22 protein-coding genes and 1 riboswitch are annotated in these 24,734 nt (G+C 33.8%); of the genes, 2 read left to right on the forward strand and 20 right to left on the reverse strand.

What is annotated here, in order from left to right; genetic code table 11:
* Nucleotides 1–388: 388 nt before the first annotated feature.
* The 4 genes from xerA to clpB all read right to left on the reverse strand — a co-directional run bounded on the left by xerA (nt 389) and on the right by clpB (nt 6,415).
* A complete protein-coding gene (gene xerA, locus BMZ74_RS11225; RefSeq protein ID WP_089862324.1) occupies nt 389–1,474 on the reverse strand; it encodes a site-specific tyrosine recombinase/integron integrase in 1,086 nt (361 codons plus the stop codon).
* 94 nt (nt 1,475–1,568) lie between these two features.
* A complete protein-coding gene (locus BMZ74_RS11230; RefSeq protein WP_089862325.1) occupies nt 1,569–2,381 on the reverse strand; it encodes a GNAT family N-acetyltransferase in 813 nt (270 codons plus the stop codon).
* 59 nt (nt 2,382–2,440) lie between these two features.
* The gene (locus BMZ74_RS11235; protein WP_089862326.1) at nt 2,441–3,607 is read right to left on the reverse strand and encodes an MFS transporter; all 1,167 of its coding nucleotides are present in this window, start codon (nt 3,605–3,607) and stop codon (nt 2,441–2,443) included.
* Between the two features lie 222 nt (nt 3,608–3,829).
* Nucleotides 3,830–6,415 (reverse strand): ATP-dependent chaperone ClpB, encoded by a 2,586-nt coding sequence (gene clpB, locus BMZ74_RS11240; RefSeq protein WP_089862327.1) that lies wholly within the window; start codon nt 6,413–6,415, stop codon nt 3,830–3,832.
* 210 nt (nt 6,416–6,625) lie between these two features.
* Between clpB and BMZ74_RS11245 the strand changes: the two genes are divergently transcribed.
* Nucleotides 6,626–7,564, forward strand: coding sequence for a tyrosine-type recombinase/integrase (locus tag BMZ74_RS11245; protein WP_089862328.1), 939 nt, complete (start codon nt 6,626–6,628; stop codon nt 7,562–7,564).
* A gap of 6 nt (nt 7,565–7,570) precedes the next feature.
* On the opposite strand, the gene BMZ74_RS11250 is transcribed toward BMZ74_RS11245, so the two are convergent.
* The 16 genes from BMZ74_RS11250 to BMZ74_RS11325 all read right to left on the reverse strand — a co-directional run bounded on the left by BMZ74_RS11250 (nt 7,571) and on the right by BMZ74_RS11325 (nt 24,325).
* Nucleotides 7,571–8,242: a DUF1028 domain-containing protein gene (locus BMZ74_RS11250; RefSeq protein ID WP_089862329.1), complete on the reverse strand. Its 672-nt coding sequence runs from the start codon at nt 8,240–8,242 to the stop codon at nt 7,571–7,573.
* Nucleotides 8,232–9,260 carry an ABC transporter ATP-binding protein gene (locus BMZ74_RS11255; RefSeq protein ID WP_089862330.1) on the reverse strand — a complete coding sequence of 343 codons (1,029 nt, stop codon included), beginning with the start codon at nt 9,258–9,260 and terminating at the stop codon, nt 8,232–8,234. The genes BMZ74_RS11250 and BMZ74_RS11255 overlap by 11 nt, the downstream gene beginning before the upstream one ends.
* 2 nt (nt 9,261–9,262) lie before the next feature.
* Nucleotides 9,263–10,234, reverse strand: coding sequence for an ABC transporter ATP-binding protein (locus BMZ74_RS11260; protein WP_089862331.1), 972 nt, complete (start codon nt 10,232–10,234; stop codon nt 9,263–9,265).
* Between the two features lie 49 nt (nt 10,235–10,283).
* The gene (locus BMZ74_RS11265) at nt 10,284–11,123 is read right to left on the reverse strand and encodes an ABC transporter permease (protein WP_089862332.1); all 840 of its coding nucleotides are present in this window, start codon (nt 11,121–11,123) and stop codon (nt 10,284–10,286) included.
* A gap of 21 nt (nt 11,124–11,144) precedes the next feature.
* On the reverse strand, nt 11,145–12,086 hold the full coding sequence (locus BMZ74_RS11270) for an ABC transporter permease (RefSeq protein WP_089862333.1): 942 nt from the start codon (nt 12,084–12,086) through the stop codon (nt 11,145–11,147).
* Between the two features lie 91 nt (nt 12,087–12,177).
* Complete coding sequence (locus BMZ74_RS11275) at nt 12,178–13,734, reverse strand: ABC transporter substrate-binding protein (RefSeq protein ID WP_218142074.1); 1,557 nt, start codon at nt 13,732–13,734, stop codon at nt 12,178–12,180.
* A gap of 61 nt (nt 13,735–13,795) precedes the next feature.
* Nucleotides 13,796–14,947, reverse strand: a complete 1,152-nt coding sequence (locus BMZ74_RS11280; RefSeq protein ID WP_089862334.1) for an amidohydrolase — start codon at nt 14,945–14,947, stop codon at nt 13,796–13,798.
* Between the two features lie 201 nt (nt 14,948–15,148).
* Nucleotides 15,149–16,267, reverse strand: coding sequence for an aspartate aminotransferase family protein (locus tag BMZ74_RS11285; protein ID WP_089862335.1), 1,119 nt, complete (start codon nt 16,265–16,267; stop codon nt 15,149–15,151).
* A gap of 18 nt (nt 16,268–16,285) precedes the next feature.
* Nucleotides 16,286–16,984 carry a 2,3,4,5-tetrahydropyridine-2,6-dicarboxylate N-acetyltransferase gene (gene dapD, locus BMZ74_RS11290; RefSeq protein WP_089862336.1) on the reverse strand — a complete coding sequence of 233 codons (699 nt, stop codon included), beginning with the start codon at nt 16,982–16,984 and terminating at the stop codon, nt 16,286–16,288.
* 18 nt (nt 16,985–17,002) lie between these two features.
* A complete protein-coding gene (locus tag BMZ74_RS11295) occupies nt 17,003–17,647 on the reverse strand; it encodes a 4-hydroxy-tetrahydrodipicolinate reductase (protein ID WP_089862337.1) in 645 nt (214 codons plus the stop codon).
* Nucleotides 17,644–18,522 carry a 4-hydroxy-tetrahydrodipicolinate synthase gene (dapA, locus tag BMZ74_RS11300; RefSeq protein ID WP_089862338.1) on the reverse strand — a complete coding sequence of 293 codons (879 nt, stop codon included), beginning with the start codon at nt 18,520–18,522 and terminating at the stop codon, nt 17,644–17,646. Before dapA ends, BMZ74_RS11295 begins: the two co-directional genes overlap by 4 nt.
* A gap of 1 nt (nt 18,523) precedes the next feature.
* Nucleotides 18,524–19,756 (reverse strand): diaminopimelate decarboxylase, encoded by a 1,233-nt coding sequence (locus BMZ74_RS11305; protein ID WP_089862339.1) that lies wholly within the window; start codon nt 19,754–19,756, stop codon nt 18,524–18,526.
* Nucleotides 19,757–19,878: 122 nt separating this feature from the next.
* A riboswitch (Lysine riboswitch) is annotated at nt 19,879–20,073 on the reverse strand.
* A 126-nt stretch (nt 20,074–20,199) separates the two neighbouring features.
* Nucleotides 20,200–20,937, reverse strand: a complete 738-nt coding sequence (locus tag BMZ74_RS11310; RefSeq protein WP_089862340.1) for an ABC transporter permease — start codon at nt 20,935–20,937, stop codon at nt 20,200–20,202.
* Nucleotides 20,938–21,188: 251 nt separating this feature from the next.
* Complete coding sequence (locus tag BMZ74_RS11315) at nt 21,189–22,112, reverse strand: ABC transporter substrate-binding protein (protein WP_089862341.1); 924 nt, start codon at nt 22,110–22,112, stop codon at nt 21,189–21,191.
* Between the two features lie 51 nt (nt 22,113–22,163).
* Complete coding sequence (locus BMZ74_RS11320) at nt 22,164–23,351, reverse strand: quaternary amine ABC transporter ATP-binding protein (RefSeq protein WP_089862342.1); 1,188 nt, start codon at nt 23,349–23,351, stop codon at nt 22,164–22,166.
* A gap of 194 nt (nt 23,352–23,545) precedes the next feature.
* Nucleotides 23,546–24,325 carry an alpha/beta hydrolase gene (locus BMZ74_RS11325; RefSeq protein ID WP_089862343.1) on the reverse strand — a complete coding sequence of 260 codons (780 nt, stop codon included), beginning with the start codon at nt 24,323–24,325 and terminating at the stop codon, nt 23,546–23,548.
* Between the two features lie 264 nt (nt 24,326–24,589).
* Here BMZ74_RS11325 and BMZ74_RS11330 point away from each other — a divergent pair.
* On the forward strand, nt 24,590–24,734 hold a 145-nt coding region (locus tag BMZ74_RS11330), incomplete at its 3' end, for a helix-turn-helix domain-containing protein (RefSeq protein ID WP_143070165.1).

Here is a 24,734-nt window from a genome sequence, read left to right on the forward strand (position 1 = left end):
CGTTAAAATTTGTACTTAACTTCAACTTACTGAATTCTGATATCAATTCTTAACCAGCTAAAAAAATTCATTAACCATTTACTATATTGAGTCTTCACGAAGTTCGTGAAGATCTAACAGTGACCAATTTACTTTTTGCTATATGTAAAAAACTTTTTGAATTATAATCCCCCAAGTTTATTGTTAACACCTTATAAAAAATATTAATTATTAGTTCTTTAATGGAGAAAGTTAATGAATTATAGTTAGCGATGCTCAAACCTTATCTTTTATCTTTTTAGCTGATGTTTAGTTATTATTGCGTATAACTCACTTATTCACGAACTAGCTTTCATTAATTTCTTAAAAACAAATATCTTAACGAACCTTATTTCCTTAAGATCTTATATCATAGTTTATCAAAAGGATTAACAATATCAACCAAATTTTTATTACTAACATGAGTATATATTTCAGTTGTAGTAGAACTTTTATGTCCTAATAAGTTTTGAATATATCTTAAATCTACTCCTTGTTCCAGTAAATGAGTAGCAAAAGAATGTCTTAAAGAATGGATACCAACCTGTTTTTTTATATTTGCCTTCTTACAGGCCTTTTTAAATATTTTTTGAGCACTTCGTTTAGATAAATGTTTATCTTTATTTTGACCAGGAAAAAGCCAATTTTTTCTTTGCTTTTCTATATTAAATGCTTTTAAATATAGATTTAGAATGTTTAGTGCTTTTTTTGAAAGTAAAGTATAACGATCTTTATATCCTTTAGCTGACCTAACATAAATTAACATTCTTTTTTGATCTATATCAGGTGTTTTTAATTTAACAACTTCACTAACTCTTAAACCAGCTGAATACGTTAAAATTATGATTAATTTATGTTTTAAATTATTTATACTAGAAATAATTCTGCTTATTTCAGATTGGTTTAAAATTTGAGGTAATTTCTGTTTCTTTTTAGGACGTAATATTTTTTGATTTAAACCACTTATTTTTATAATTAGTTGATTAAAAGTTTTAAAAGCGCTAATAAATTGATTAACAAAAGCATGGGTATTTTGCTTTTGTTCTAATAAATATAGCAGATAATTATTTAAATCTTTAATAGTTAACAATTGTATATCTATTTTATTATAGGTAATAAATTGTCTAATATGACTTAAATAAGCTTTTATAGTATTTTTAGAATAACCCTTTAATATTAATTGATTTTCGAATTTATTCAAATAATAATTACAAAAATACTTAGTTAATGCTTCTGGATTAGCAAAATCATTGATTTTAGCTTCAAATATAATCTGTTGCGTTTTAAATAATTTCAAAAAAATAGTAAAACTGCGATATTGATTAGGAAATTTCCAAATCTTATTTTTATAATCAAAACTTCTATTAGGAATAGTTTTTACTTTCTTTATTATTGAATTATCATAGTCAAAATTTAATTTAATAACTTCTAACTTTTTATCTAAGCTAACTTTCAATTTAAATAGAACTCCTATCTTTTAATAGATTCCATACCATTTTATTTCGAGATTTTACTTATTTTTCCTGTTAAAATCTTAAATCTTTTGACTATTATTTACTTTTATTTAAAAGTTTAGCCCAACTTATTTTCCGATCAAGTTGAAATCCAAGCCCGGTAAATAACTGACGAGCATTTTTATTGCCGAGCTCAACATTGAGAAATACTTTTTTATCCATACTTTGCTTAGCTGCAATTAATTTTTTAACTATTAATTTAGCAAATCCTCGCTGTCTGAATTCAGGCCGTACATGAATAAAGCCAAGTGCACCGTCATCATGAGTTAATCCCCAGGCAGCTAACTGTTGATCAAGGAAAATTCCAGCTGAACAATCTGCTGCTATTCTTTCTTTAATATATGGGATTGAAGTAAAACTCTGATAGTGAGAATGTTTAAAAATAAATTCTGCATCAGCTGGCTTTAAATCTTGCAGTTCAGCAATTTCAGCTGAAAAATTTAGTTCTTTTTTGAAGATAAATCTTTCTGTTTGTAAAACCCATTCTAGTTGGTAATTTTTTTGCAGTAATTCCAGCATCCAATCAGTTAGAGAGGCAAAATATTCTAGGTGTTCAGTACATAGCTGCAGCAATTTTTTGAATTCGATCCGGGCCAGCTCTAAATCTTCCTCAGAATCACAACTTTGGTAACTAAAACTAACCGGATAACCCCAGAGTTGATCGCTTAATGAACTAAATAGATAAGAACTACCAGCTCGCCAGCATGATTCCAGCCCATAATTTGCAATAATTCCAAGACTGCTAATATTTTTCTCTGTTTCCTGAGCAAGATATTTCTGGAATTCAGCTAGTTTAAGCTCATTTCCGCTTAAATAATTTTTATTTCTTTTAAAACCAAACTCAGCCATTTAAATCATTCCTTTTTTTCACTAATTTATTAATTAAGCAGTCAGTTAAACAAGTAAACTTAATTATTTAACTTAACTTCAGGCTGATAGATTCTGCTTAAGCAGGCACCCAGCAGTCCAACACAACCAATAAACAGAAAGCCAATCTTCATACTAGAAAAATCACTAATTGTTCCAACTAATAAGGGGCCAGCAAACATGCCAAGACCATAAATTGCCTGGAAAAAACCCATTGCTGTACCGCGTCGATGAGCAGCTACATTTTTAATACTGAGTCCCATTAAAATTGGTAAAATCATCCCCTGAGCAAAACCATTTAATATCTGGTTAAAATAAAGTAAATAAAGTTGATTCAGCAGTGGTACTAATAAACAGGAAACTGCCAGTAAGATAAATCCTGTAGTAACTGTATTTTTTTCTCCATATTTTTTTGTAAAAACACTGCCACTTAAGTAAGAAGATAAAATTCCCGGCAAAGTAGTAATCGTAGTTAACAGTCCCAACTGAAAACTACCTGCACCCAATTTTTTAGCGACTACTGGAATAAAACCAAACGCTGTTGAATGAACAATCATCATCATTATAATTGCTAACAAAGAAAGTAAAAGCAAACTCCTATTTTTAGCAACTTCAATAATCTCAGCTGCTTTAATTGGTTTTTTCTGACTGCTTTTCTCTGCTACATTTAAACTTAAAAATAAAGCAGCTACCCCACCACCTGCTGCCAGTAAAAACGGAAATCTTTGTCCTAAAAGCTGAGCAACTACTCCTCCTAAAAGCATTCCCAGTACCTGACCAGATTTATTAGAAGCATTAATAATGCCAATTGCCCGGGCAGCTTCTTGATCTGCAAAATAAGAGGAAAACAAAACTGTAAAACTAATCCAGGTAGCAGCCGAAACACCAGCTAGAGCTCGGAAAAATAAAATTAACTCTGGAGCTTGAGCTAAATACATACCCAGAGTACTAATTCCACTTAAAATAATCCCTATAATAACAAAAATCTTTCGTTTATTAATTCGATCAGAATAAATACCGAGTGGAATCCGGACCAACATTTGAGTAAAACCATATGAACCTAAAATTAAACCAACCATTTTATGGGATGCACCCATTGTTTCTATGTAAGGTGAAAAAGTTGGAATATAAGCGTACATTGAAAACCAATAAAAAGCAGTTACTAAAACAAATAATCTGATACTTTTCTTATTCTCTTGTTCTGTCATTATAAAACCTCACTTCAATAGATTAATTATTATTACTTAGTTTAAAATATTTCTTAGTAAAAAATACAGCATTAATAATTATAATTCAAGATTATTAAAAATTCCCCTTCAATTAATTACTAATTTATAAATTGAAAAAGCAGTATAGTTTGAATCACTATACTGCCTTAATTAAATTACAATTATTTAATTTTACCCAACAATATATTTAAAAACTATAATCTATTTACTGTTAAAAGTAAATTGATTATTTTTAAAATCAACCATAACTGTGTCACCAGCAGCTACTTTTTCTTCCAGCAGCAGCATAGCCAGCTCATCTTTAATTTGATTCTGGATAACTCTTCTTAAGGGTCGTGCTCCATAAGCTGGATCAAATCCCAGTTCAAGTAATTCTTCTTTAGCTGCTTGACTGAGTTCGATAGCAATATTCTGTTCAGCCAGATTAGTTTGTAAATAACCGACCTGAATATCTATAATAGCCAGTAAATCTTCCTTAGTTAAAGCATGGAAAATTATTTTTTCATCAATTCTATTTAAAAATTCAGGCCTAAATTGTCCTTTTAATGCTTGTTCAATTTCTGCTTCAATCTCATTTTCATCAGCAAGATCCTGAATATACTGAGAGCCAATATTTGAAGTCATGATAATTACAGTATTACGAAAATCAACTTGTTTACCCTGGCTGTCAGTTAAAACACCGTCATCAAGGATTTGCAGCAGAATATTGAAAACATCAGAATGAGCTTTTTCAATTTCATCAAAAAGAATAACGGAATAAGGATTACGGCGTACTTTTTCAGTTAGCTGACCACCTTCTTCAAAACCAATATATCCAGGAGGTGAACCAATTAATTTTGAGACCGCATGTCTTTCCATATATTCGGACATATCGATTCTAATCATTGCTCTTTCATCATCAAATAAATAAGCTGCTAAAGTTTTAGCAAGTTCTGTTTTACCAACTCCAGTTGGCCCCATAAAGAGAAATGATGCCAGAGGGCGATTGCTGTCCTGAAGACCTGTTCTAGAACGCCTAATTGCATTACTTACAGCTGTTACAGCAGTTTGCTGACCAACAACTCGTTTGCTAAGTTCGTGTTCTAGCTGAATCAACTTTTCTTTTTCTGCTTCCATTAATTTATTAAGTGGAATATCAGTCCAGAGCGAAACTATTTCGGCTATATCTTCTTCGGTTACTTCTTCCCGTAATAAATGAGCTTCATCGCCCTGGGCGGCAGCTACTTTATCACTGACTTGAGCCAGCTGCTGCCTTAGTTCATTAAGTTTACCATAACGCAGACGAGCTGCTGCTTCATAATCTGCCTCCCGCTCAGCTGCTTGAGCTTTAATTTCGGTTTGTTCAATTTCTTCTTTTAACGCTTTCATTCGGGCCAGCTGTTCTTTTTCATTTTTCCATTTCAACTGCAGAGGATCCCGTTCATCCTTTAACTCCTGCAGTCTGGTAGTGATTTCTGCTAACCTTGTTTGTGATTCGGAATCTGTTTCTTTTTTCAGGGCTTCTTTTTCAATTTCAAGCCGTCTTACCTTACGATCTAATTCATCAATTTCTAAAGGCATAGAGTCAATTTCTATCCGAATTTTAGAGGCAGCTTCGTCGATTAAATCGATTGCCTTGTCTGGCAAAAATCTTTCAGTTAAATAACGATCAGAAAGTTTAGCAGCTGCAACAATTGCATTATCAGTAATCCTAATTCCATGGTGGATTTCATATTTTTCTTTTAAACCTCTTAAAATTGAAATAGTATCCTCAATATCAGGTTCTGCTACCTGAACTGGCTGGAATCTTCTTTCCAGAGCCGCATCTTTTTCAATATGCTTTTTATACTCAGCTAGAGTAGTTGCTCCAACACAATGGAGTTCTCCCCGGGCCAGCGCTGGCTTGAGCAGATTAGCAGCATCCATTGAGCCTTCGGTAGCTCCTGCTCCAACCAGAGTATGCATTTCATCAATAAATAAAATTAACTTACCCTGAGCTTTTTTTATTTCATTTAAGACTGATTTTAACCTTTCTTCAAACTCGCCTCTAAATTTAGTACCAGCAACTAGCGAACCCATATCGAGTGAAATAACCCGTTTGTTTTTCAGGTTTTCTGGCACATCACCATTAATTATTCTCTGGGCTAATCCCTCTACAATAGCTGTTTTACCAACTCCAGGTTCTCCGATTAGAACAGGATTATTTTTACGCCGCCGTGATAAGACCTGCATTACCCGTCTAATCAAGTCATCACGTCCAATTACAGGATCAAGTTTACCAGCTTCTGCCTGGCTGGTAATTTCAATTGTATACTTTTCTAAAACATTAAAGTTATCTTCTCCCTGCTGAGAGTCTATTTTACTACCCTGGCGCAGTTCTTCAATAATTTTTTTGATTTGATTATAATTTAAACCTACCTGATAAAGCAGCTGGCCCAGGTTCGATTTGCGTTTATTCAACATAGCAAGTAAAAAATGTTCAGTTGAAATAAATTGATCTGCCAGTTTTTCAGCTTGCTTTTCTGCTTCTCGCATAACTTCATTTAATTGATAAGACATATAAGCCTGACTATTTTGTTCAGAGTAAACCTGGGGCAGTTTCTGCAGCTGCTCGTCATTTTTCTTTTTAAGCTCTGCTAAATCTATCCCCGCATTTTCGAGGAGGGGAATTACAATACCATCATCCTGGTTTAAGAGCGCTTTTAATAGATGAGCAGGAAATATTTCTTGATGTTGAAAATCACGAGCAATATTTTGTGCTTCGACAAGACTTTGCTGTGCTTTTCTAGTGAACTTTTCCAGATCCATCTTTGATTCCTCCCTTAGCAAATTTTGCTTTTATATTTTTTTACTTATTTTCTGCTTCTATTATAATACAATGGTCAGAGAAGGTCAAGTATAGTAAAAAAGGATTTTAGCAGTTTTACTGGAATTTATATATTAAGGATTAAAGTTATTTTATAAGCAGATTAATTTTAATTATTTAACTTTGAACTGCTTAGTCAAGTAAACAAGGAAGTGATCATAATTTCTAAATTAAATTTTTTAGCAGCAGTAAATAAATTCAAAAAATATCTGACAGTTGAGCGAGGTTATTCTAATTTAACTATTAAAGAATATGAAAATGATCTGCTTCAACTATATAAATATTTATCTAATGAATTAAATTTTAAAGAAGATTTTCAGCCAGCTGAAGTTGATAAGCTGGATATTGCAGAATTTCTGGCTGATGCAGTAATAATTAATGACAATAAAGCTGTTACTAGAAATAGGAAACTTTTTGCAATTCGCTCTTTTTATAAATATTTACTTCATTATGAAATGGTCAACAAAAATCCAGCTGAGGCAATTGATAGCAGTAAAACTGATACACGTCTAGAGCCTATTTATTTAAAGTTAAAGGAAGCTCAGCAGTTTATTGCTGCTATTGAAGAGCACGGTGGGATTAATAAACTGCGTGATCTGGCAATAACTAAGCTATTTTTGTATGCAGGTTTAAGAATTTCTGAATTGGTTAATCTTGATTTTGATAATCTAGATTTAGAAGATAGTTCGATTAAGTTTTATGGAAAAGGGAATAAAGAAAGATATGTACCGTTACATGAAGATGTGATTATTGCAATTAGAAAATATATGAGGGAAAGGAATTCTATAAAAATTAAAGAAAGTGATGCCAGGCAGGCTATTTTCCTATCCCGGCATGGGAGGAGATTAAGTCCCCGTACTATTCAGCTTTTTGTTAAAAAATATGCTAAGCAGGCTGGTTTAAGTAGGGCGGAAAAAATTACTCCTCATAAACTGCGGCATACTTTTGCAACTACTCTCTATCGTCAGACTAAAGATATTAAAGTCCTGCAGGATTTACTTGGTCACAGCAATATCTCTACTACTCAAATTTATACTCATGTCGATACAGAAGAGAAGAAAAATGCTATTGATGAATTACCGGGTTTTTAGCTAAAATTATGGGGCAGGAGAATTCTTTTCTGCTGCTTTTAGCTGATAAAATAATTTTAATAAACGTTCTAGTTCAGTTAAAGGTCGAGTATGATCATCTACTCTTAAATCAAGATAACGATCATCCAGTCCGTTTGCGCCTGCTGCTGCCTTAACAACCAGCAGGGCAGCTGCCTGTCGGCCTCGTTTATCTCCTCCAGCATTTTCACCTGCCTGTAAAGCTTTTAGTAAACGTTCAGCCAGTCTTCCCTGGGCTGCTTGGAAGCAATTAGCTATAGCTTTTGTTACTTGCTCTCCCTGGAGTAGATTACCTTGAACAGAGAAATTTTCTCCCTGAATACTACCTGCCCAACTGGAGCATTTCTTACCTGTGAAAACAGCGCTTTTTCCCTGAGCATCAATTACAGCAAGCTGTCTTAATTGACGGCCAGGATCGGCAGTAGTTAAAGTTTTAATTACTGCCTCTGGCTTTTGACCTTCACCCAATAATTTTAGTCCAGCAGGGCCATAGCCAGGATTGCCCCAGGCCTGAGTTGCGATTGCTCCTACACCTGCTTTAGCCCAGGGTACCATTGCCCCAACTGCCAGGTATTTAGAAGCGACCCCTATTCCCCATTCTTCTGCTTCAGGATCATAAGCTATTAGTGAAAAAGTTGCCATTAAATCTTTAGTTTTCATTTGTTTTTTCCTCCCTGGAGTAAAGATGACAGGCACAAAAGTGACCTGGCTTAATTTCTTTAAATTCTGGCTCAATTTCTCTACACTTAGCAAAAGCTGCTGGACATCTGGTATTAAAATTACAACCCCGGGGTGGATTAAGCGGGCTGGGGACTTCACCTGCTAGATGATTTTTATTTGTTCTTAGTTCGGGATCTGGAACAGGAATTGCTGCCAGCAGTGCTTTAGTATAGGGATGGAGCGGCTGCTGATAAAGTTGATCGCTATTAGTTAATTCTACCATTTTGCCTAAATACATGACTCCGATGCGATCACTAATGTATTGAACTACACTTAAATCGTGAGCAATAAATAACATAGTTAATCCCAATTCAGCCTGCAGTTTATTAAGCAGATTTAAAATTTGGGCTTGAATTGAAACATCAAGAGCAGCAACTGGTTCATCAGCAACTATAAATTCTGGTTCTGCTGCTAAAGCTCTAGCAATACCAATTCTCTGGCGCTGACCACCACTAAATTCGTGCGGGTAACGGTTAAGATAGCTGCTGGAAATTCCTACTTCTTCTAGTAATGCTTTCACTCTATCTGCTCGGTCTGCCTTATGGAGTTGATGGGTTAACATTGGTTCAGCAACTATTTTTTTAATTTTAAGGCGGGGATTAAGTGAAGCAAAAGGATCCTGAAATATCATTTGAAATCTGTGGCGCATAGCAGTTAGTTCTTTTTTATTTAAGTCCATTAAATTAACCCCATCAAATTCTAATTGACCAGCAGTTGCTTTAATTAATCTTAATAATAATCTGCCAGTAGTTGATTTTCCACAACCTGACTCCCCTACTATACCAAGTGTTTCTCCCCGATAAATATTAAAGTTAAGTCCATCTACTGCTTTTACTCGTTCCTCTTTGCTAAAAAACAGCCCTTTTTTGCTGATAAAATGTTTTTTAAGATTTCGTATTTTAAGTAAAACTTTTGAATCTTTATTTTGGCTGCTTAAGTTATTATTGGTAGTTAACATTTTTATCTTTCCTCCTCATAAAGCCAGCAGGCTGCCTGATGGTCAGGTGCTATTTTTTTAAGAAGCGGGCTTTGCTGACGGCATTTTGCCATAACTGAAGGACATCGATCAGCAAAATTACAGCCTGTTTTTAGATTATGTAGGTCAGGAGGCTGGCCCGGAATTGGTTCTAATTTTTTTCTGCTGCCTGGTCGGGGAATAGAATTAAGTAAACCTTTTGTATAAGGATGTCTTGCTTCAGCAAATAGTAATTTAACTGGAGCTTTTTCGACTAAATGACCAGCATACATAACTGCTACAGTATCACTTATTTCGGCTACTACTCCGAGATCATGAGTTATCATGATAATTGCTGTTTTAAGTTCATGTCGTAAATCTTGCAATAGATCAAGTATCTGGGCCTGAATTGTTACATCAAGTGCTGTCGTTGGCTCATCAGCAATTAGCAAATCTGGTCTGCAGACTAATGCCATAGCAATAATAGCCCGCTGCCTCATACCACCACTAAACTGGTGTGGATATTGTTCAGCTCGACTAGCTGCAGATGGAATGCCAACTTTAGTCAGAATATTAATTGCCTGTTTACGGGCAGCTTGTCTAGATATTTGCTCATGAATAGTTAAAACCTCTGCAATTTGTTGGCCCACTTTATGGAGAGGATTTAGAGAAGTCATCGGATCCTGAAAAACAGTAGAAATTTCTTTGCCTCTAATCTGCTGCATTTCACGATAATTTTTAGTGAGGAGATTTTCGCCTTTAAAGAGGACTTCTCCGCCAATTATTTCATTTTTTTTCTGACCAATCAATCCCAGGATAGTTTTGGCTGTAACACTTTTACCACAACCAGATTCACCAACAATTGCCAGGATTTCTCTGCTGCTGACAGTAAAATTAATTCCATCTACAGCTTTAATGAGTCCTTTATTACTTTTAAAATATGTTGTTAAATTATTGACTTCCAGTAAGTTACGCAAATTAAATTCACCTCATCAAATAGAGTCCATTACCTACCAACTATTTTTGTTATTCTCCTTCATTTCGCAAACGAGGATCAAGAGCATCTCTTAGGCCATCTCCCAGGATATTAAAACTCAAGATTGCCAGTGTAGCTGATAAACCGGGAAAAACTGCATTCCACCAGGCCATTTCCATCCAATCTTTGCCCTGATTGAGCATAATTCCCCAGGAAGGAATATCTGCTTCTACTCCCAAACCTAAAAAGCTTAATGCTGCTTCAGCTCGAATGGCAAAACCAAAAGAAAGAGTTGTCTGAACAATAATTGGGGCCATAATATTTGGTAAAATATGGCGCAGCATTATAATTAAATTACTAACTCCAATTGAGTTTGCTGCTTCGATATAGAGTGAATCTTTAATTGATAAAACTGAGGCCCGGGCAATTCGACCAAAGATGGGGATATAAACCAGCCCAATAGCCAGCATTAAATTTGTAGAACTAGTTCCTAAAACTGCCATAATAACTAGTGCTAGAAAAATTTGTGGAAAAGAAAACATAACATCCATAATTCTTGAGATTAAATTATCGAGCCAGCCCCCATAATAACCTGCAACAATTCCCATACTTACTCCAACAATTAAAGAAAGTCCAACTGAAATTAGTCCGACTTTAAAAGAAATTCTGCTGCCAAAAATAATCCTACTTAAAATATCACGGCCAAATTGATCTGTTCCAAAAAGATGATCTGCTCCTGGAGGCTGCAGCATTGCCTGAGGATCCATCTGAAAAGGATCATATGGAGCAAGATAAGGGGCAAAGATAGCCATTACTAAAAAGATAAATAAAATGATAAAACCTAAAAAAGCCAGCTTATTTTTATAAAAACGATAACAAAATTCGCGCAAAAAAATTCCTCCTTTTTCTGCTTAATAACGGATTTGAGGGTTAATTAAAGCATAAATTAGATCAACTAATAAATTAATTATTACAAAACCAGCTGCTACAAACAGAATTGAGCCCTGCATTAAAATATAATCTCGATTAGTAATTGCTTGTAAAGCAAGACGTCCTATACCTGGTAAAGAAAAGATCTGCTCAATTATAACTGATCCCCCCAGCAGATAACCCATTTGAATCCCAAGTACTGTAATAACTGGAATTAAAGCATTTTTTAAAGCATGACTAATAATTAGTATCTTTTGACTAACCCCTTTAGCTCTAGCCATTTCAATATAGTCTTGCTTTAAAATCTCTAACATAGAAGATCTAGTCATTCTCATTACTACTGCTCCTACTGATGCACCTAATGCAATTGAAGGTAAAAACATATAGCGAAGATTAGCAATTGGATCAGCAAAAAAGCTGACAAAACCACCAGAAGGAAACCATCCCATATGTAAGGAAAAGACTAAGATTAAAATCGTAGCCAGCCAGAAGTTAGGAATTGATACACCCAGAAGTCCAAAAATAGTTGCTAAATAGTCGAGCAGACTATTTTTCTTTAGAGAAGCTACTGCTCCTAAAGGAATTGCAATTAATAAACAATAAATAAAGCTCATAATCATTAGTTCAAAAGTAACTGGCAGTCTTTCCATAATGGAACTGCTAACTGCTTGATTTGTAAAAAAAGAATGGCCGAAATCTCCTTTAAGTAAATTTTTAACCCAGATTAAGTATTGTGTTATTAAAGGTTTGTCAAGTCCATAATCTGCTCTTAAAGCAGCAGCTTGTTCTTGGTTATAGTTTGCTCCCAGAAGAGCTGTTACTGTATCACCAGGAACTAATCTGATTAAGAAAAAAGCTACAATTGAAATTCCAATTAAAACTGGAATAGCAATTAAAATTCTTTTTGTAATATATCTCCACATTTACTAAAAACCTCCATCTAATTAAATAGTAAAAGCCAAAATCGATCTAAGATCGATTCTGACTTTTAGCTAGTAAGATTAAATACTGCTGTTACTCAGCTGATTGATCAAGCCAGGTATCAACTAATGAGATTGTTGTTACAGTTGGATTAATATCGAATCCCTTTACATAATCCTGTAGAGCTGAAGCCTGTGGATTAACATAAAGGAAGACCATAGGCGCATCCTGGGCAATTATTGTTTGAGCTTTTTGATAAATTTCTTTTCTTGTAGCTTGATCACTAGTTCTGCGACCATCTTCTAGAAGCTGATCAACCTCAGGATTAGAATAGCCCTGTTGATTCCAGATTCCATCTGTATGGAAAATGTTATATAAATATTCATCTGGATCTACAAAGCCAACCCAACCAATAACAGTCATATCAAAATCACCACTACCTAATTTATCAAAATAAACACTTGATTCTAAAGACTTAATTTTAACTTTAATTCCCAGTGGTGCTAGCTGAGCTTTAATTACTTGAGCAGCATTTAACTGATCAGGATTAGATAAAACAATTAAGGTAGTTTCAAAACCATTACTATAGTCTGAATCAGCCAGTAATTTTTTAGCTTTAGCTAAATCTTGAGCTGGATAAACTGCAAGATCATCTGCAGCCCAGTGACCAGGAGGAATTGGACCACTAGTTAAAACGGTTGCTTTATCAAACTTAACCATTTTATTTAAAGTGGCACGATTAATTCCCCAGGCAATTGCCTGTCTAACCTTCTTATCTGCCAGAGGTCCTTTTCTTGTATTTAAGCCAAGATATTCCCAATAAGTACCAGCAACTGATTTAACATTAATATCAGGATATTGAGCCAGTCGATCAATGTTTTTAGCAGAAACTTGTAAGATTAAGTCGAGTTCTTGATTTCTTAAAGCAGTAGTTCGGGCTGTTTCATCATCAATGACTTTTAAATAAACTCGATCTAAATATGGTTTGCCCTGAATAAAATAATCATTAAACTTATCAAGAATTAAATATTGATCTCTTTCCCAGAGATTTAATTTAAATGGACCACTACCAGCATCAATACTGCTTAAATCGTTATTATTTGATTCAGTAATTTTCTGGCTAACAATTGCATTCATTGGATAAGCCAGATAAGTTAAAAACGGCGCTACGGGTTCTTTTAAAGTAATTACAACAGTATATTTATCTGGTGTTTCTATTTTATCTACACCACTAAATTGTTGAGCTCTAACCTTTTTGGCAATGATTCTTTCAATTGAAAACTTCACATCAGCTGAAGTTAATTCACTTCCATCATGAAATTTAACTCCTTGATAAAGCTTAAAGGTATATTTTTTGCCATCATTAGTGATAGTGTAATTTTTTGCTAAATCACCTGTTATACTGCCGTATTCTGCCTTTTTATATTTAAGTAGAGTATTATACATATTTTCTATAAATCTCATTGAACCAGCAGCTTGAGCTAGATGGGGATCAAGTGTCCGGGCACTTGAAAAAGAAAAATCAGTTATTGAAAGTGTACCTCCACTTCTGGGCTCTGCTGCCAGAGCTGAGCTAAAGGAAAAACTACCAACTAAAAGAAATAATATGATACTTAAACAAAGAAATTTTGATTTTTTTATTTTTTGCACACTACTTCCTCCTCATAAAATAAAATTATTTGCTTAATTAAGAAATTATAAGTAAACCAGTTTAAAAAGTAATTAACTCACCATCAATCATTACTGATTCTAAATTACTTGCAAATGTTAAAGGATCACCATTAAAAATTAATAAATCTGCATCTTTGCCAACTGCCAGACTGCCAACTCGATTCTCGATTCCAAGTATTTCAGCTGGGTTAATAGTAACTGCTTTTAAAGCTTCCTGTTTGCTTAAACCCGCTTTAACTGCCAGCATAGCACAGAATAGGATATTTTTAACTGGGGTAACTGGATGGTCACTAACTAAAGCAATTTTAACACCAGCTGCTACTAAAGCAGCCGCTGTTTTAAAATCCTGCTGTTTAAGTTCTACCTTTGATTTACCAGTTAAAGAAGGTCCAACAGTGGCTGCAAAACCAGCAGCTGCAATTTGATCTGCAATTAGATGTCCTTCAGTACAATGTTCAATTGTTAAATCTAAATTAAACTCTCTGGCAATTCTAATTGCTGTCATAATATCATCAGCTCGATGAGCATGAGCTTTTAAAGGTATTTCCTTATTTAAAATTTTAAGCAGACTTTCATTTTTAAGTTCACGGTAAATTGTTTCTCCAGCTTTTAACTTTGCTGCTTTTTGATTACGATAATCTTCTGCTTCAATAAGAGCTTCTCTTAATAATGCTGCAATTCCCATACGGGTAATTGGGCTTTTATCTAATTTACCATAAACATTTTTAGGATTTTCTCCAAAAGCAGCTTTAATTCCAACTGGTGATTTAACTATCATTTGATCAACAACCATACCCTTAGTTTTAATTGCTGCTGCTTCTCCACCTAAAACATTAGCACTGCCAGGTGCAACCATAACTGTTGTAATTCCATGTTTTCTGGCACTGGCTAACCCCATATCTGCTGGATTAATACCATCGATTGCCCTGAGCTGAGGAGTAATTGGTTCTGATATTTCATTATAGTCTTCTCCTTCCCAGCCTAAACCCTCTTCATCAATCCCTAGATGAGTGTGAGCATCAATTAAACCAGGGATAATAGTTTTTCCCCGGGCAGAAATTATTTCTGCAGAAGTAGGGACTGTAATATTACTTCCGAGAGCAATAATTTTTTTTCCTTTAATTAAAATGCTCCCATTTTCAATAATAGGTGCAGTTACTGGATTAATTCGAGCTTTAACAATTGCTTTCATTTTCAGACTCCTTAACAAAAATTTGTCAAAACAATTTAGTGCTTTAACTTAATAAAATGATGAAATAAAAAAATTAACTTACCTTTTACTATATCACTTTCTTAAATTAATTGCAATTGTTCAAAACTAAATTACAGGGCAGCTGGCTGCCCTGTTAAAATAGTAATTATCAGATTATCTAAATTGTTTTTTCAAATATTACTATAATAGTGCTTTTAAACTTTTAATAATTTGATCAATTTCAGTTTTGCTAATATTTAAAGCTGGTAGAAGTCTAATTACTTTACCTTTAACAATGTTTAAAAGTAAACCTTCTGCTAGAGCTTTTTCTCGCAGATTAGGAATTTCTTTTTTTAGTTCTATCCCTAGCATTAATCCTAATCCCCTGACTTCTTTAATTTGATCAGATTCTATTTGCTTAAGTTCTTCTAGAAAATACTGTCCACTTGCTTGAATATCATTTTGAATTGTTTTAAGTTTGCTAAGTACAACTCTTGCGCCCCGAAGCGCTAATGGATTAGGAGCAAAAGTAGAGCCATGATCTCCAGGTTTTAAAACCTCAGTCATTTGACCTGTCATAATGACTGCTCCTAGAGGTAGACCGCCTCCTAAAGATTTAGCTACAGTAACTAAATCAGGTTTTAAATCAAAATATTGATAAGCATATTTTTTAGCAGTTCTATAGAGCCCAGATTGAATTTCATCAACAGTAAGTAACCAGTTATTTTGATTAATTTGTTTTTTTAACTCAGCTATAAATTCTGAATCTGCTGTTTTGATACCCCCTGATCCCTGGAGAGGTTCAAAAAACACAGCTTTAATATCAGGATTATTACGGGCAACCTCTTGCAGCTGAGTTAAATTATTAAATTCAACCTCGATTGTATCAGGCAGTAGTGGCTTAAATTGATCTCTAATTCCTGGGAATCCATTAATTGAGAGTGCACCAAGAGTACGGCCATGAAAAGAATTACTAAAGAAAAGTATTTTTCCAGCTGTAATTTTTTTCTTAACAATTTTTAAAGCTAGTTCAGTTGCCTCTGTTCCAGAATTAACAAAAAATACTTTTTCACCTGCTTTAGTCAAAAGTTCTGCTACTGCTTCAGTATCTTCGTCTAAAAAGAAATTTGAACTATGGGCATAACGATTTAGTTTAGCTGTTAGTGCCTGGATAACTTCGGGATGAGAATGACCTAAAGCCAGGACTCCAATCCCTGAGAAAGTATCAAGGTATTTTTGGCCTGATTTTGTATAAACATAAACTCCCCGGGCTTTATCTATTTCAAAATCATAATTATTATAAATATTTAAATAGCGCATTTTTAAAACATCCCTTCGTTAAAGCTGTCTTAAGCTAGCCATAACTTCTGTTTTTTGCTTAGTTTGATCATCAACATCTTTTATTTTTTTAGCAGGAGCTCCTGCATAAACTGTACCAGCAGGAACATCATCAATTACAATTGAGCCAGCAGCTACTACAGCCCCTGCACCAATTCTGACTCCTTCCAGAACAACTACATTGGCACCAATTAAAACATTATCTTCAACAATAACAGGATCAGCACTTGGTGGTTCAATAACTCCAGCTAGAACTGTCCCAGCTCCAATGTGGCAGTTACTGCCAACAGTTGCTCTACCGCCCAAAACTGTATTCATATCTATCATAGTATTTGCACCAATTTTAGCTCCAATATTGATAACTGCTCCCATCATTAAGACACAGCCATCACCGATTTCGACCTGGTTTCTGATCTGAACCCCAGGTTCAATTCGAGCATTATATTGACTATAGTCAGCCAGCGGAATTGCAGAGTTAAGTCTATCCATTTCGAGTCTGGATTGGCTAATTTTGTCTCCCAATTTATTTTTAATATCAACAGCTGTTTTATATTCACAAAAAACAAGTCCACTTTCATCATCACCATAATATTCATATTCACTCAAAGCTGCTTTTAAATTTTTCCCTTTTAAATAAAATTTAACAGGTGTTTTTTTAGTTGAATTTGAAATATAATCAATTAAATCGTAAGAGTTCATTTTTTTTTACCTCCAATTTTAGTTTAAAATATCTTGAAAAGAGTAAAAACCAGGTTCAAGTTCTAAGGCTGCTTCTGCACTAAGGAGAACACCTCTGCTAAAGGCTTCCCGGGAGTAAGCTCGATGTTTAAGACTAATAAGTTCACCTGTGCTGGCAAATTCAATTTTATGTTCACCAAATTCTGAGCCCAGACGTTTAGCATGGATTTCAACTGGCTGTTTAAGCAGTTCAGCTAACATTAAAGCAGTACCGGATGGTTTATCTTTTTTAAAACGATGGTGAGTTTCTGTCATTTCTAGATCCCAGCTCTTATCTAAATAATTATTAACCTGACTAATTAACTTACTTAAAATATTAATTCCAATTGAAAAATTAAAACTCTGAATAACTGGAACTTCAGCAGCTAAATTATGCAGCTCTGTTAAATTGTCTTTATTTAGACCAGTTGTACCAATTATGAGAGGAATTGATTTTTCTTTAATAATAGATAATGTTTCGGGGAAAGCACTGGCTAGTGAGAAATCTATCATTATTTCTGGTTCTGCACTCGCATCTACTTCTTTCTCATCTTTTCTGTAAACTAATTGATGACCATTTTTATTAAATAAGCGTGCTATTTCTTGACCCATTCGTCCAGAAGCACCTATAATTCCATATTTCATATTAATTCCAGCTCCTTCATTTCAGTAATTAGTGCATTTTGTTTTGTTTTAGCTAGTTTAACCAAGGGACGGCGCAGATTATTGTTAGATAATTCCAGCTGAGCCATGGCAAATTTAATTGGAATTGGATTAACATCAATAAATAAAAGATTCATTAATTTTAAATATTTATAATACAGCTTTCGAGCAGATTGGTATTCACCAGCTATTAATTGGCTAGTTATCTTTTTCATTACACCTGGTAAAAGATTAGAAAAAACTGAAATAACTCCTGCTCCACCTGAGGTAATAACTGGTAGAGTTTGATCATCATTGCCAGAAAATAATTTGATATTTTCCTGACTGAGATCAATCATCTTTAAAATCTGACTCATATTACCACTTGCTTCTTTAATTGAAACAATATTTTTGGCCTGTTGACTCATTTTCTGAAAAGTTTCTGCTTCAATATTAACACCAGTTCGAGAGGGAACATTATAAACTATAATTGGTAATTCTGTCTGCTCAGCAATATAAGTATAATGCTCAACTAAACCAGCTTGGTTAGTTTTATTATAGTAGGGAGTTACAATTAAAAGTCCATTAGCTCCACATTCAACTGCCTGCTGATTCATTTCTACTACATGATTTGTATCATTAGTACCGGTTCCTACAATTACAGGAATCTTACCAGCTGTTTTTTCAACAACAAACTTAATAATTTCAGCTCTTTCTGTAAATTTAATAGTTGGTGATTCGCCAGTTGTTCCCAATACAATTAAAGCATCTACTTTATTTGCAAGTTGATTTTGAATTATTTTTTCAAATAAATTAAAATCTACCTGACCATTGTCCTGAAACGGAGTAATTAAAGCTGTACCAACACCTTTAAACATTTTAATAGCCTCCTAAAATTGTATTTGTGTAATCAGCAAAATCTTCTGCTCGCCTAATTTGTTTTACTTCGCCAGTAGTAGTATATAAGAATTCGGCATTACGCAGCATCCCATTATAATTAAAGCCCATTGCATGGCCATGAGCTCCTGTATCATGAATTACAATTAAATCATTAACCTGACTATGCAGTAATTTACGGTCAATAGCAAATTTGTCATTATTTTCGCAGAGGGAACCAATTACATCATAGGTTTCTGCTGTCGTCTCTTCTCTAGCTCTGGCATCAAGATTAGTTAAATGATGATAACTTCTATACATAGCAGGACGCATTAAATCAGACATTGAAGCATCAAGTCCCAAATATTTTTTATAAGTTGTTTTTGCTTTAATTATTTTGCTGATTAAATAGCCTGATTCACCAGTTATATAACGACCTGATTCCATAAAAATTTTGGGCTGCAGCTCAGAATTTGTAAAAACAGTTTGATAAGAATTTTTAACTGCAGCTGCAATTGCTGGTAAGTCAATAACTTGTTCAGGACGATAAGGAATACCAATTCCACCACCAATATTAATAAAAGAAAACTCAACTCCATATTCGGCCTTGATTTCCCGGGCAAATTCGAAAATCATAGTTGTATAATCACCAAAAATAGTTGGCTCACTTTCATTAGAAACTACCATAGTATGTAAACCTAATTCTGTAATTCCCCGTTTAGCTAAGAAAGCTACAGCTTCTTTGATCTGTTCAGCTGTAGAGCCAAATTTAGATTCTTTGGAGTCACCCATAATTTCATTTTTAACTGAACCTGGATTTAAACGAAAACAAATAGTTTCTGGAATTAAGTCATTTTCAAAAAGCTGATAAATATCAGCTGCCCAATCAATATTAATAATACAGTTTCTCTCTATGGCATAACGATAAGCTTCTAAAGTAGTTAAATTAGATGTAAACATAATATCTTGGCCACTAAAACCAGCTGTTTCGGCAAGTTTAATTTCAGAAACAGTAGCTGCATCAACTCCACACTGACTGCTCTGCATAATTTTTAAAATGTGTGGATTAGGATTAGCTTTAATGGCAAAGTATTCTTTGAAATCAACCCAATCAAAAGCAGTTAAGAGATTATTTAGTCGATCTTTAATTATGTTTTCATCATAAATATGAAACGGGGTGCCGTATTGACGAACAGTTTCTCTAATTTTGTTTGTAGGGATAGTTATTTTTTTCATTAATCTACTCCAATTCTAAATTTTTAGCCTAACTTTATTTTAGCATAAAATATCTATAAATAACAAAAACTCAGCGAATTCGCTGAGTTAAAATACTTAACCAGGGAAATCACCTCTTCCATTTACGAGATAGCTCAACATCAGCAGCCTGGATATAAACTACTAATGACAGTCCTGTATATTTTTTATACAGACCCAGCAATCAGCCCTTAAACCATAGCTGAAAACTTCGGCGGATTAGCCTTTGACAGTCGAGCAGGTGGTTTAACCTTAAAAAGCTGCTGCTACTAATCTAGATCCGCGCCTCTACCTCATCCTAATGATGATGAGGCATTTTCCTATTTAATTTAATATTTTTCTTTTGTCTTAGTATATATAAAAGAAGATTTCTTGTCAAGAAAATTTCCTATTTAATTTAAAAAAATATAAATTTAGTTGGTTTTTTAAGCTCGATCAAACATCCTATCCAGAATAACTGCAATAATAACAACTCCCAGACCAGCTTCAAAACCAAGTCCTATGTTAACAATATTAAGTGATCGTAAAACAGGTTTACCAAGACCACCTGCACCAATCATAGCAGAGATTACTACCATAGATAATGAAAGCATAATACACTGGTTAATCCCCATTAAAATAGACGGCATAGCTGCTGGTAGTTCAATTTTAATTAAAACCTGCCACCAATTAGCACCAAAAGCCTGGCCTGCTTCTTCTAGCTCATCATTGACCTGTTTTATCCCGAGTGCTGTCAGCCTAATTGGGGGAGCAATTGCAAAAATAACTGTAGCAATTACACCTGATACATTACCTAAACCGAAGAACATTAAAGCTGGTATTAAATAAACAAACGGAGGTATGGTCTGCATAAAGTCAAGAATAGGTCGACTTATATAATCTAAAACTTTATTATGTGCTTTTAAAATTCCGAGTGGAATCCCAATTGCTAGAGCTATAAAAACAGATGTTATAATTGAGGCTAGAGTTATAATTAGGTTATCCCACATACCCAAGTTTAGAACCAGACTTAAGCCTAAGAAGACAAAAAGTCCCAGGCTAGCTCTTTTAAACTGCCAGGCTAGTAATGCCAGAACAACTATCAAGACTAATGGTTCTGGATAAGCTAGTACAGTTTCAACAATTCCTACCAACCAGGAAATAAAGTCAGCAAATTGATTCATTGGACCGCTAAAATTTTGTAAGAGAAAATTAACAAATTTAGTAATATAGGATCCCAGAGGTAATTTAGTTGTTAAAAAAGCATTTAATTGGTTAATTAATTGACTGATTTAAAATCACCCTTTCTTTTTTACAATATTGGCAGAATTTTATTCTGCCAATATTGTATTTTAATTGTAATTTTTGAGTTTTAAATTTAATTTTATTTAAATTGAATTATATTCATTAACAAAAATTATTTTTTGCTTGTGATTTAATTACTTTTTAAAATTTCCTGAGCAGGTTGACCAGATGTAGTTTTTACCCCTTTAAGACAGCTGCTAACTAAATCAGGATTGGCGGCCAGCCATTCTTTGGCTACTTGGTCTGGTGACTTACCTTCACGTTTATAACTATTAATCCAGTGGTTTTGAATATCAGCTGTGACTTTAAACTGTTCAAGAAATTTATAAAAATTTGGATTTTCTTCTGCAAATCCAGTTCTGATTACTGTATGAACACTTTCGCCTTCTCCCCAAATATGTTCGGGATCATCAAGATACTTTATTTCAAATAATAGATTCATATAATGGGGTTTCCAGCCATTAAAAGCAATCCATTCTTGATTATTAATGGCTCTTTTAACTGCACTTAACATTCCAGCTGTACTACTTGCCTGTAAAGTCCAATCTTTTAAATTATACTTATTATTATCTATTGCCTGCTGAATAATAAGATTACCTTCATTGCCAGGTTCAATGCCATAGATTCGCTGATCAAATTTATCAGCATATTTATCTAAGTCACTTAGTGATTTAACACCTGCCTGATAAACATACTTCGGGACAGCAGTTCGATAAGCAACTTCAGCTAAGTTTATTCTAACATTTTGCACACTGCCTTTTGCCTGATATTTTTCAAATTGAATTTTCATAGTTGGCAGCCAATTACCTAAAAAGACATCCAGATCACCTGTATCCATACCTTTAAACACAATTGACTGTGAACCAGAAATTAACTTTGTTTGATAACCTAATCGCTCAGCTATTTGAGCAACTACTTCAGTTTTTACTGTAACACCGGGCCATTGTACATAGCCAAAGTTGATTTCTTTTTCATCAGCCTGAACTCTTCCGGAAGTTAAAATTAGTGGCAATAATAACACGATTAATAAAGCAATAGTTATTTTATTTTTCATATTTTATACCTCCAAATTAAATAAATTATTAATTATTAAGATAAATCTAATTTAAATTTGATCTGTTGCTAAATTAGCAATTACATCTGTTTTTACAATTACTCCTTTAAGCTGATCTTTTTCATTCAGGACTGGAATAGGAGTATCCAGTTCAGCTATTTTAGCAAAAAGAGAATTAACTGTTTCGCCTGGACTAGCTGTCGGAACTTTTTCAATTAAATCCTTTAATTTTTGCTGCCCATTATTAATTGCCGAAACTACATTTTTAATCTTTACAATTCCTTTAACCTTATGTTCTTTACCCAGCACAAAAATACTGGCTAACTTATTCTGCCTCATCTTGTGGAGAGCAGTTTTTAGACCAGCTTGTGGATAAAGTAGAGCAACTGGTTTTGACATTATATCGGCTGCAGTGAGAACACGAGAGCGGTTAACATCTTGTACAAATTCTGCTACATAGTCATTTTCGGCCTGGTTGAGGATCTCTTCATGATTACCAATTTGGACAATTTCACCATCTTTCATAATAGCAATGCGATCACCTAATTTAAGAGCCTCGTCTAGATCATGAGTGATAAAAATAATTGTCTTATTTATCTGCTGATAAAGATCAAGCAGCATATCCTGCATTTCTTTTTTAATTAAAGGATCAAGAGCACTAAATGGTTCATCCATTAGTAGAATATCTGGATCAACTGCCAGAGCACGAGCTAGACCTACTCGCTGCTGCATACCTCCGCTTAATTGATTTGGTTTTTGTTGCTCATAACCACTTAAACCAACAGTTTCTAAAGCAGAAGCTGCTTTTGCTTTTCTAATATTAGCTGATACACCCTGAATTTCGAGACCAAACTCTGCATTTGCCTGTACAGTACGATAAGGAAATAGAGCAAAGTTCTGAAAAACCATGCCATATTTTTGGCGCCTATAATTACGCAGTTCCTTACTATTTAACTTTGTAATGTCCTGACCATCAATTTTGACTGTCCCTTTGCTTGGTTCAATCAATCTGTTTAAACAGCGCAATAAAGTTGACTTACCACTACCAGAAAGCCCCATAATTACAAATATTTCACCTGGCATAACTTTAAAATTAGCTTTATTTACAGCTACTGTAGCACCTGTTTTTTCCAGAATGTCATCTTTGCTGAGACCATTTTCTAATAGAGAAATTTCTCGCTTTTTTTTGCCATTAAATATTTTATAAAGATTATTTACTTCAATCTTAGCCTGATCCATTTCTCGTCCACCTTTCCTTTAATAATAAAAGTTAATAATTTTTTCTAAGCCTGAGTAAAATATAGTAGGCAGAAAAAAAGGTTTAGAAAATGTAGAAAATAACAAATTCTAAACCAGAATAGTTTAATTAAGTAAATTGAGTCCTCTAATAGGATAACAAAGCTTTACAACTATGTCAAACTTGATATAGTAAATTAAATAGGCAGCCAATCTAAAACAGACTGAATTTTCCGATCCCAATAACTCCATTCATGGACTGCTGACTGCTCTTGATATGTTAAATCTATTTCTTTTTTAAAACAAAAATCTCTAAATTTAAGATTATCTTCATAAAGAAAATCTTCTGTGCCACAGCACTGATAAAGTTTGGGCAATTTAACATCAGCAGCTAAATTAGTTTCTATTAAATAATAAAGATCATTAACTGAATCTTTTATTTCTGCAGCTGAGCCAAAAATAAGTTTAAATTCTTTTTTTAGAAGAGCCGAATCAACTGTCTGTAAATGTTCAGCTAGATTTAGCACACCTGATAAACTGGCTGCTGCAGCAAATCTCTCCGGCTGGTTAAGAGCTAATTTAAAAGCTCCAAAACCACCCATTGAAAGACCAGCTACAAAAGTTTTTTCTCTTTGGGTAGATATTGGAAAAAAATCAGCTGCTATTTCTGGTAGTTCCTGGCTAATAAAAGTCCAATATTGATAACCCATTTTCATATCAGTATAAAAACTGCGGTGCACATCTGGCATAATTACTGCCAGTCCATATTGAGCAGCGTATCTTTCGATAGAAGTTCTCCGCATCCAGATTGTATGATCATCTGATAATCCATGCAAAAGATAAAGTACTGGCAGTTTTCCAGAACTAAGCTTAGTTTTCATGCCTATTCTTTGCTGCCTTTTCTCAGGCAAAATAACGTTCATAGTAGTTGCAATTCCGAGTACATCGGAAAAAAAATTGCATTCTAAAAAAGCCATTTTATTTAATTCCTCCTTATATAATTATAAATACATACTAAATTAAGAGATTAAATTTAATCTTATGTTTTAATAATATAATACTACTTAAAATTTTAATCTCCTGCCTGAAAAAAATTTAGCTTAAAATTGTGAGTCATTATTTTTTGAAAATAGATTAAATTGTATAATTAAATGCACGCTGTGATTTGATAAAAAATAGACACATATCTGTACCTTTTGTATAATGTTAATAACCACAAAAACATTGGGAGGGTACAGAATATGTGTCAAAATAATTGTAACACAAAAAGAGAAAAAGGTGAACATCTAAGTTATGAAGATCGCGTAAAAATAGAACATTTATACAATCAACAGGATAAAAATTATACTGAGATAGGTAAAGAATTGAATTGTCATAGAACTACAG

The sequence above is a fragment of the Halanaerobium salsuginis genome (assembly GCF_900114545.1).
GTDB lineage: Bacteria > Bacillota > Halanaerobiia > Halanaerobiales > Halanaerobiaceae > Halanaerobium > Halanaerobium salsuginis.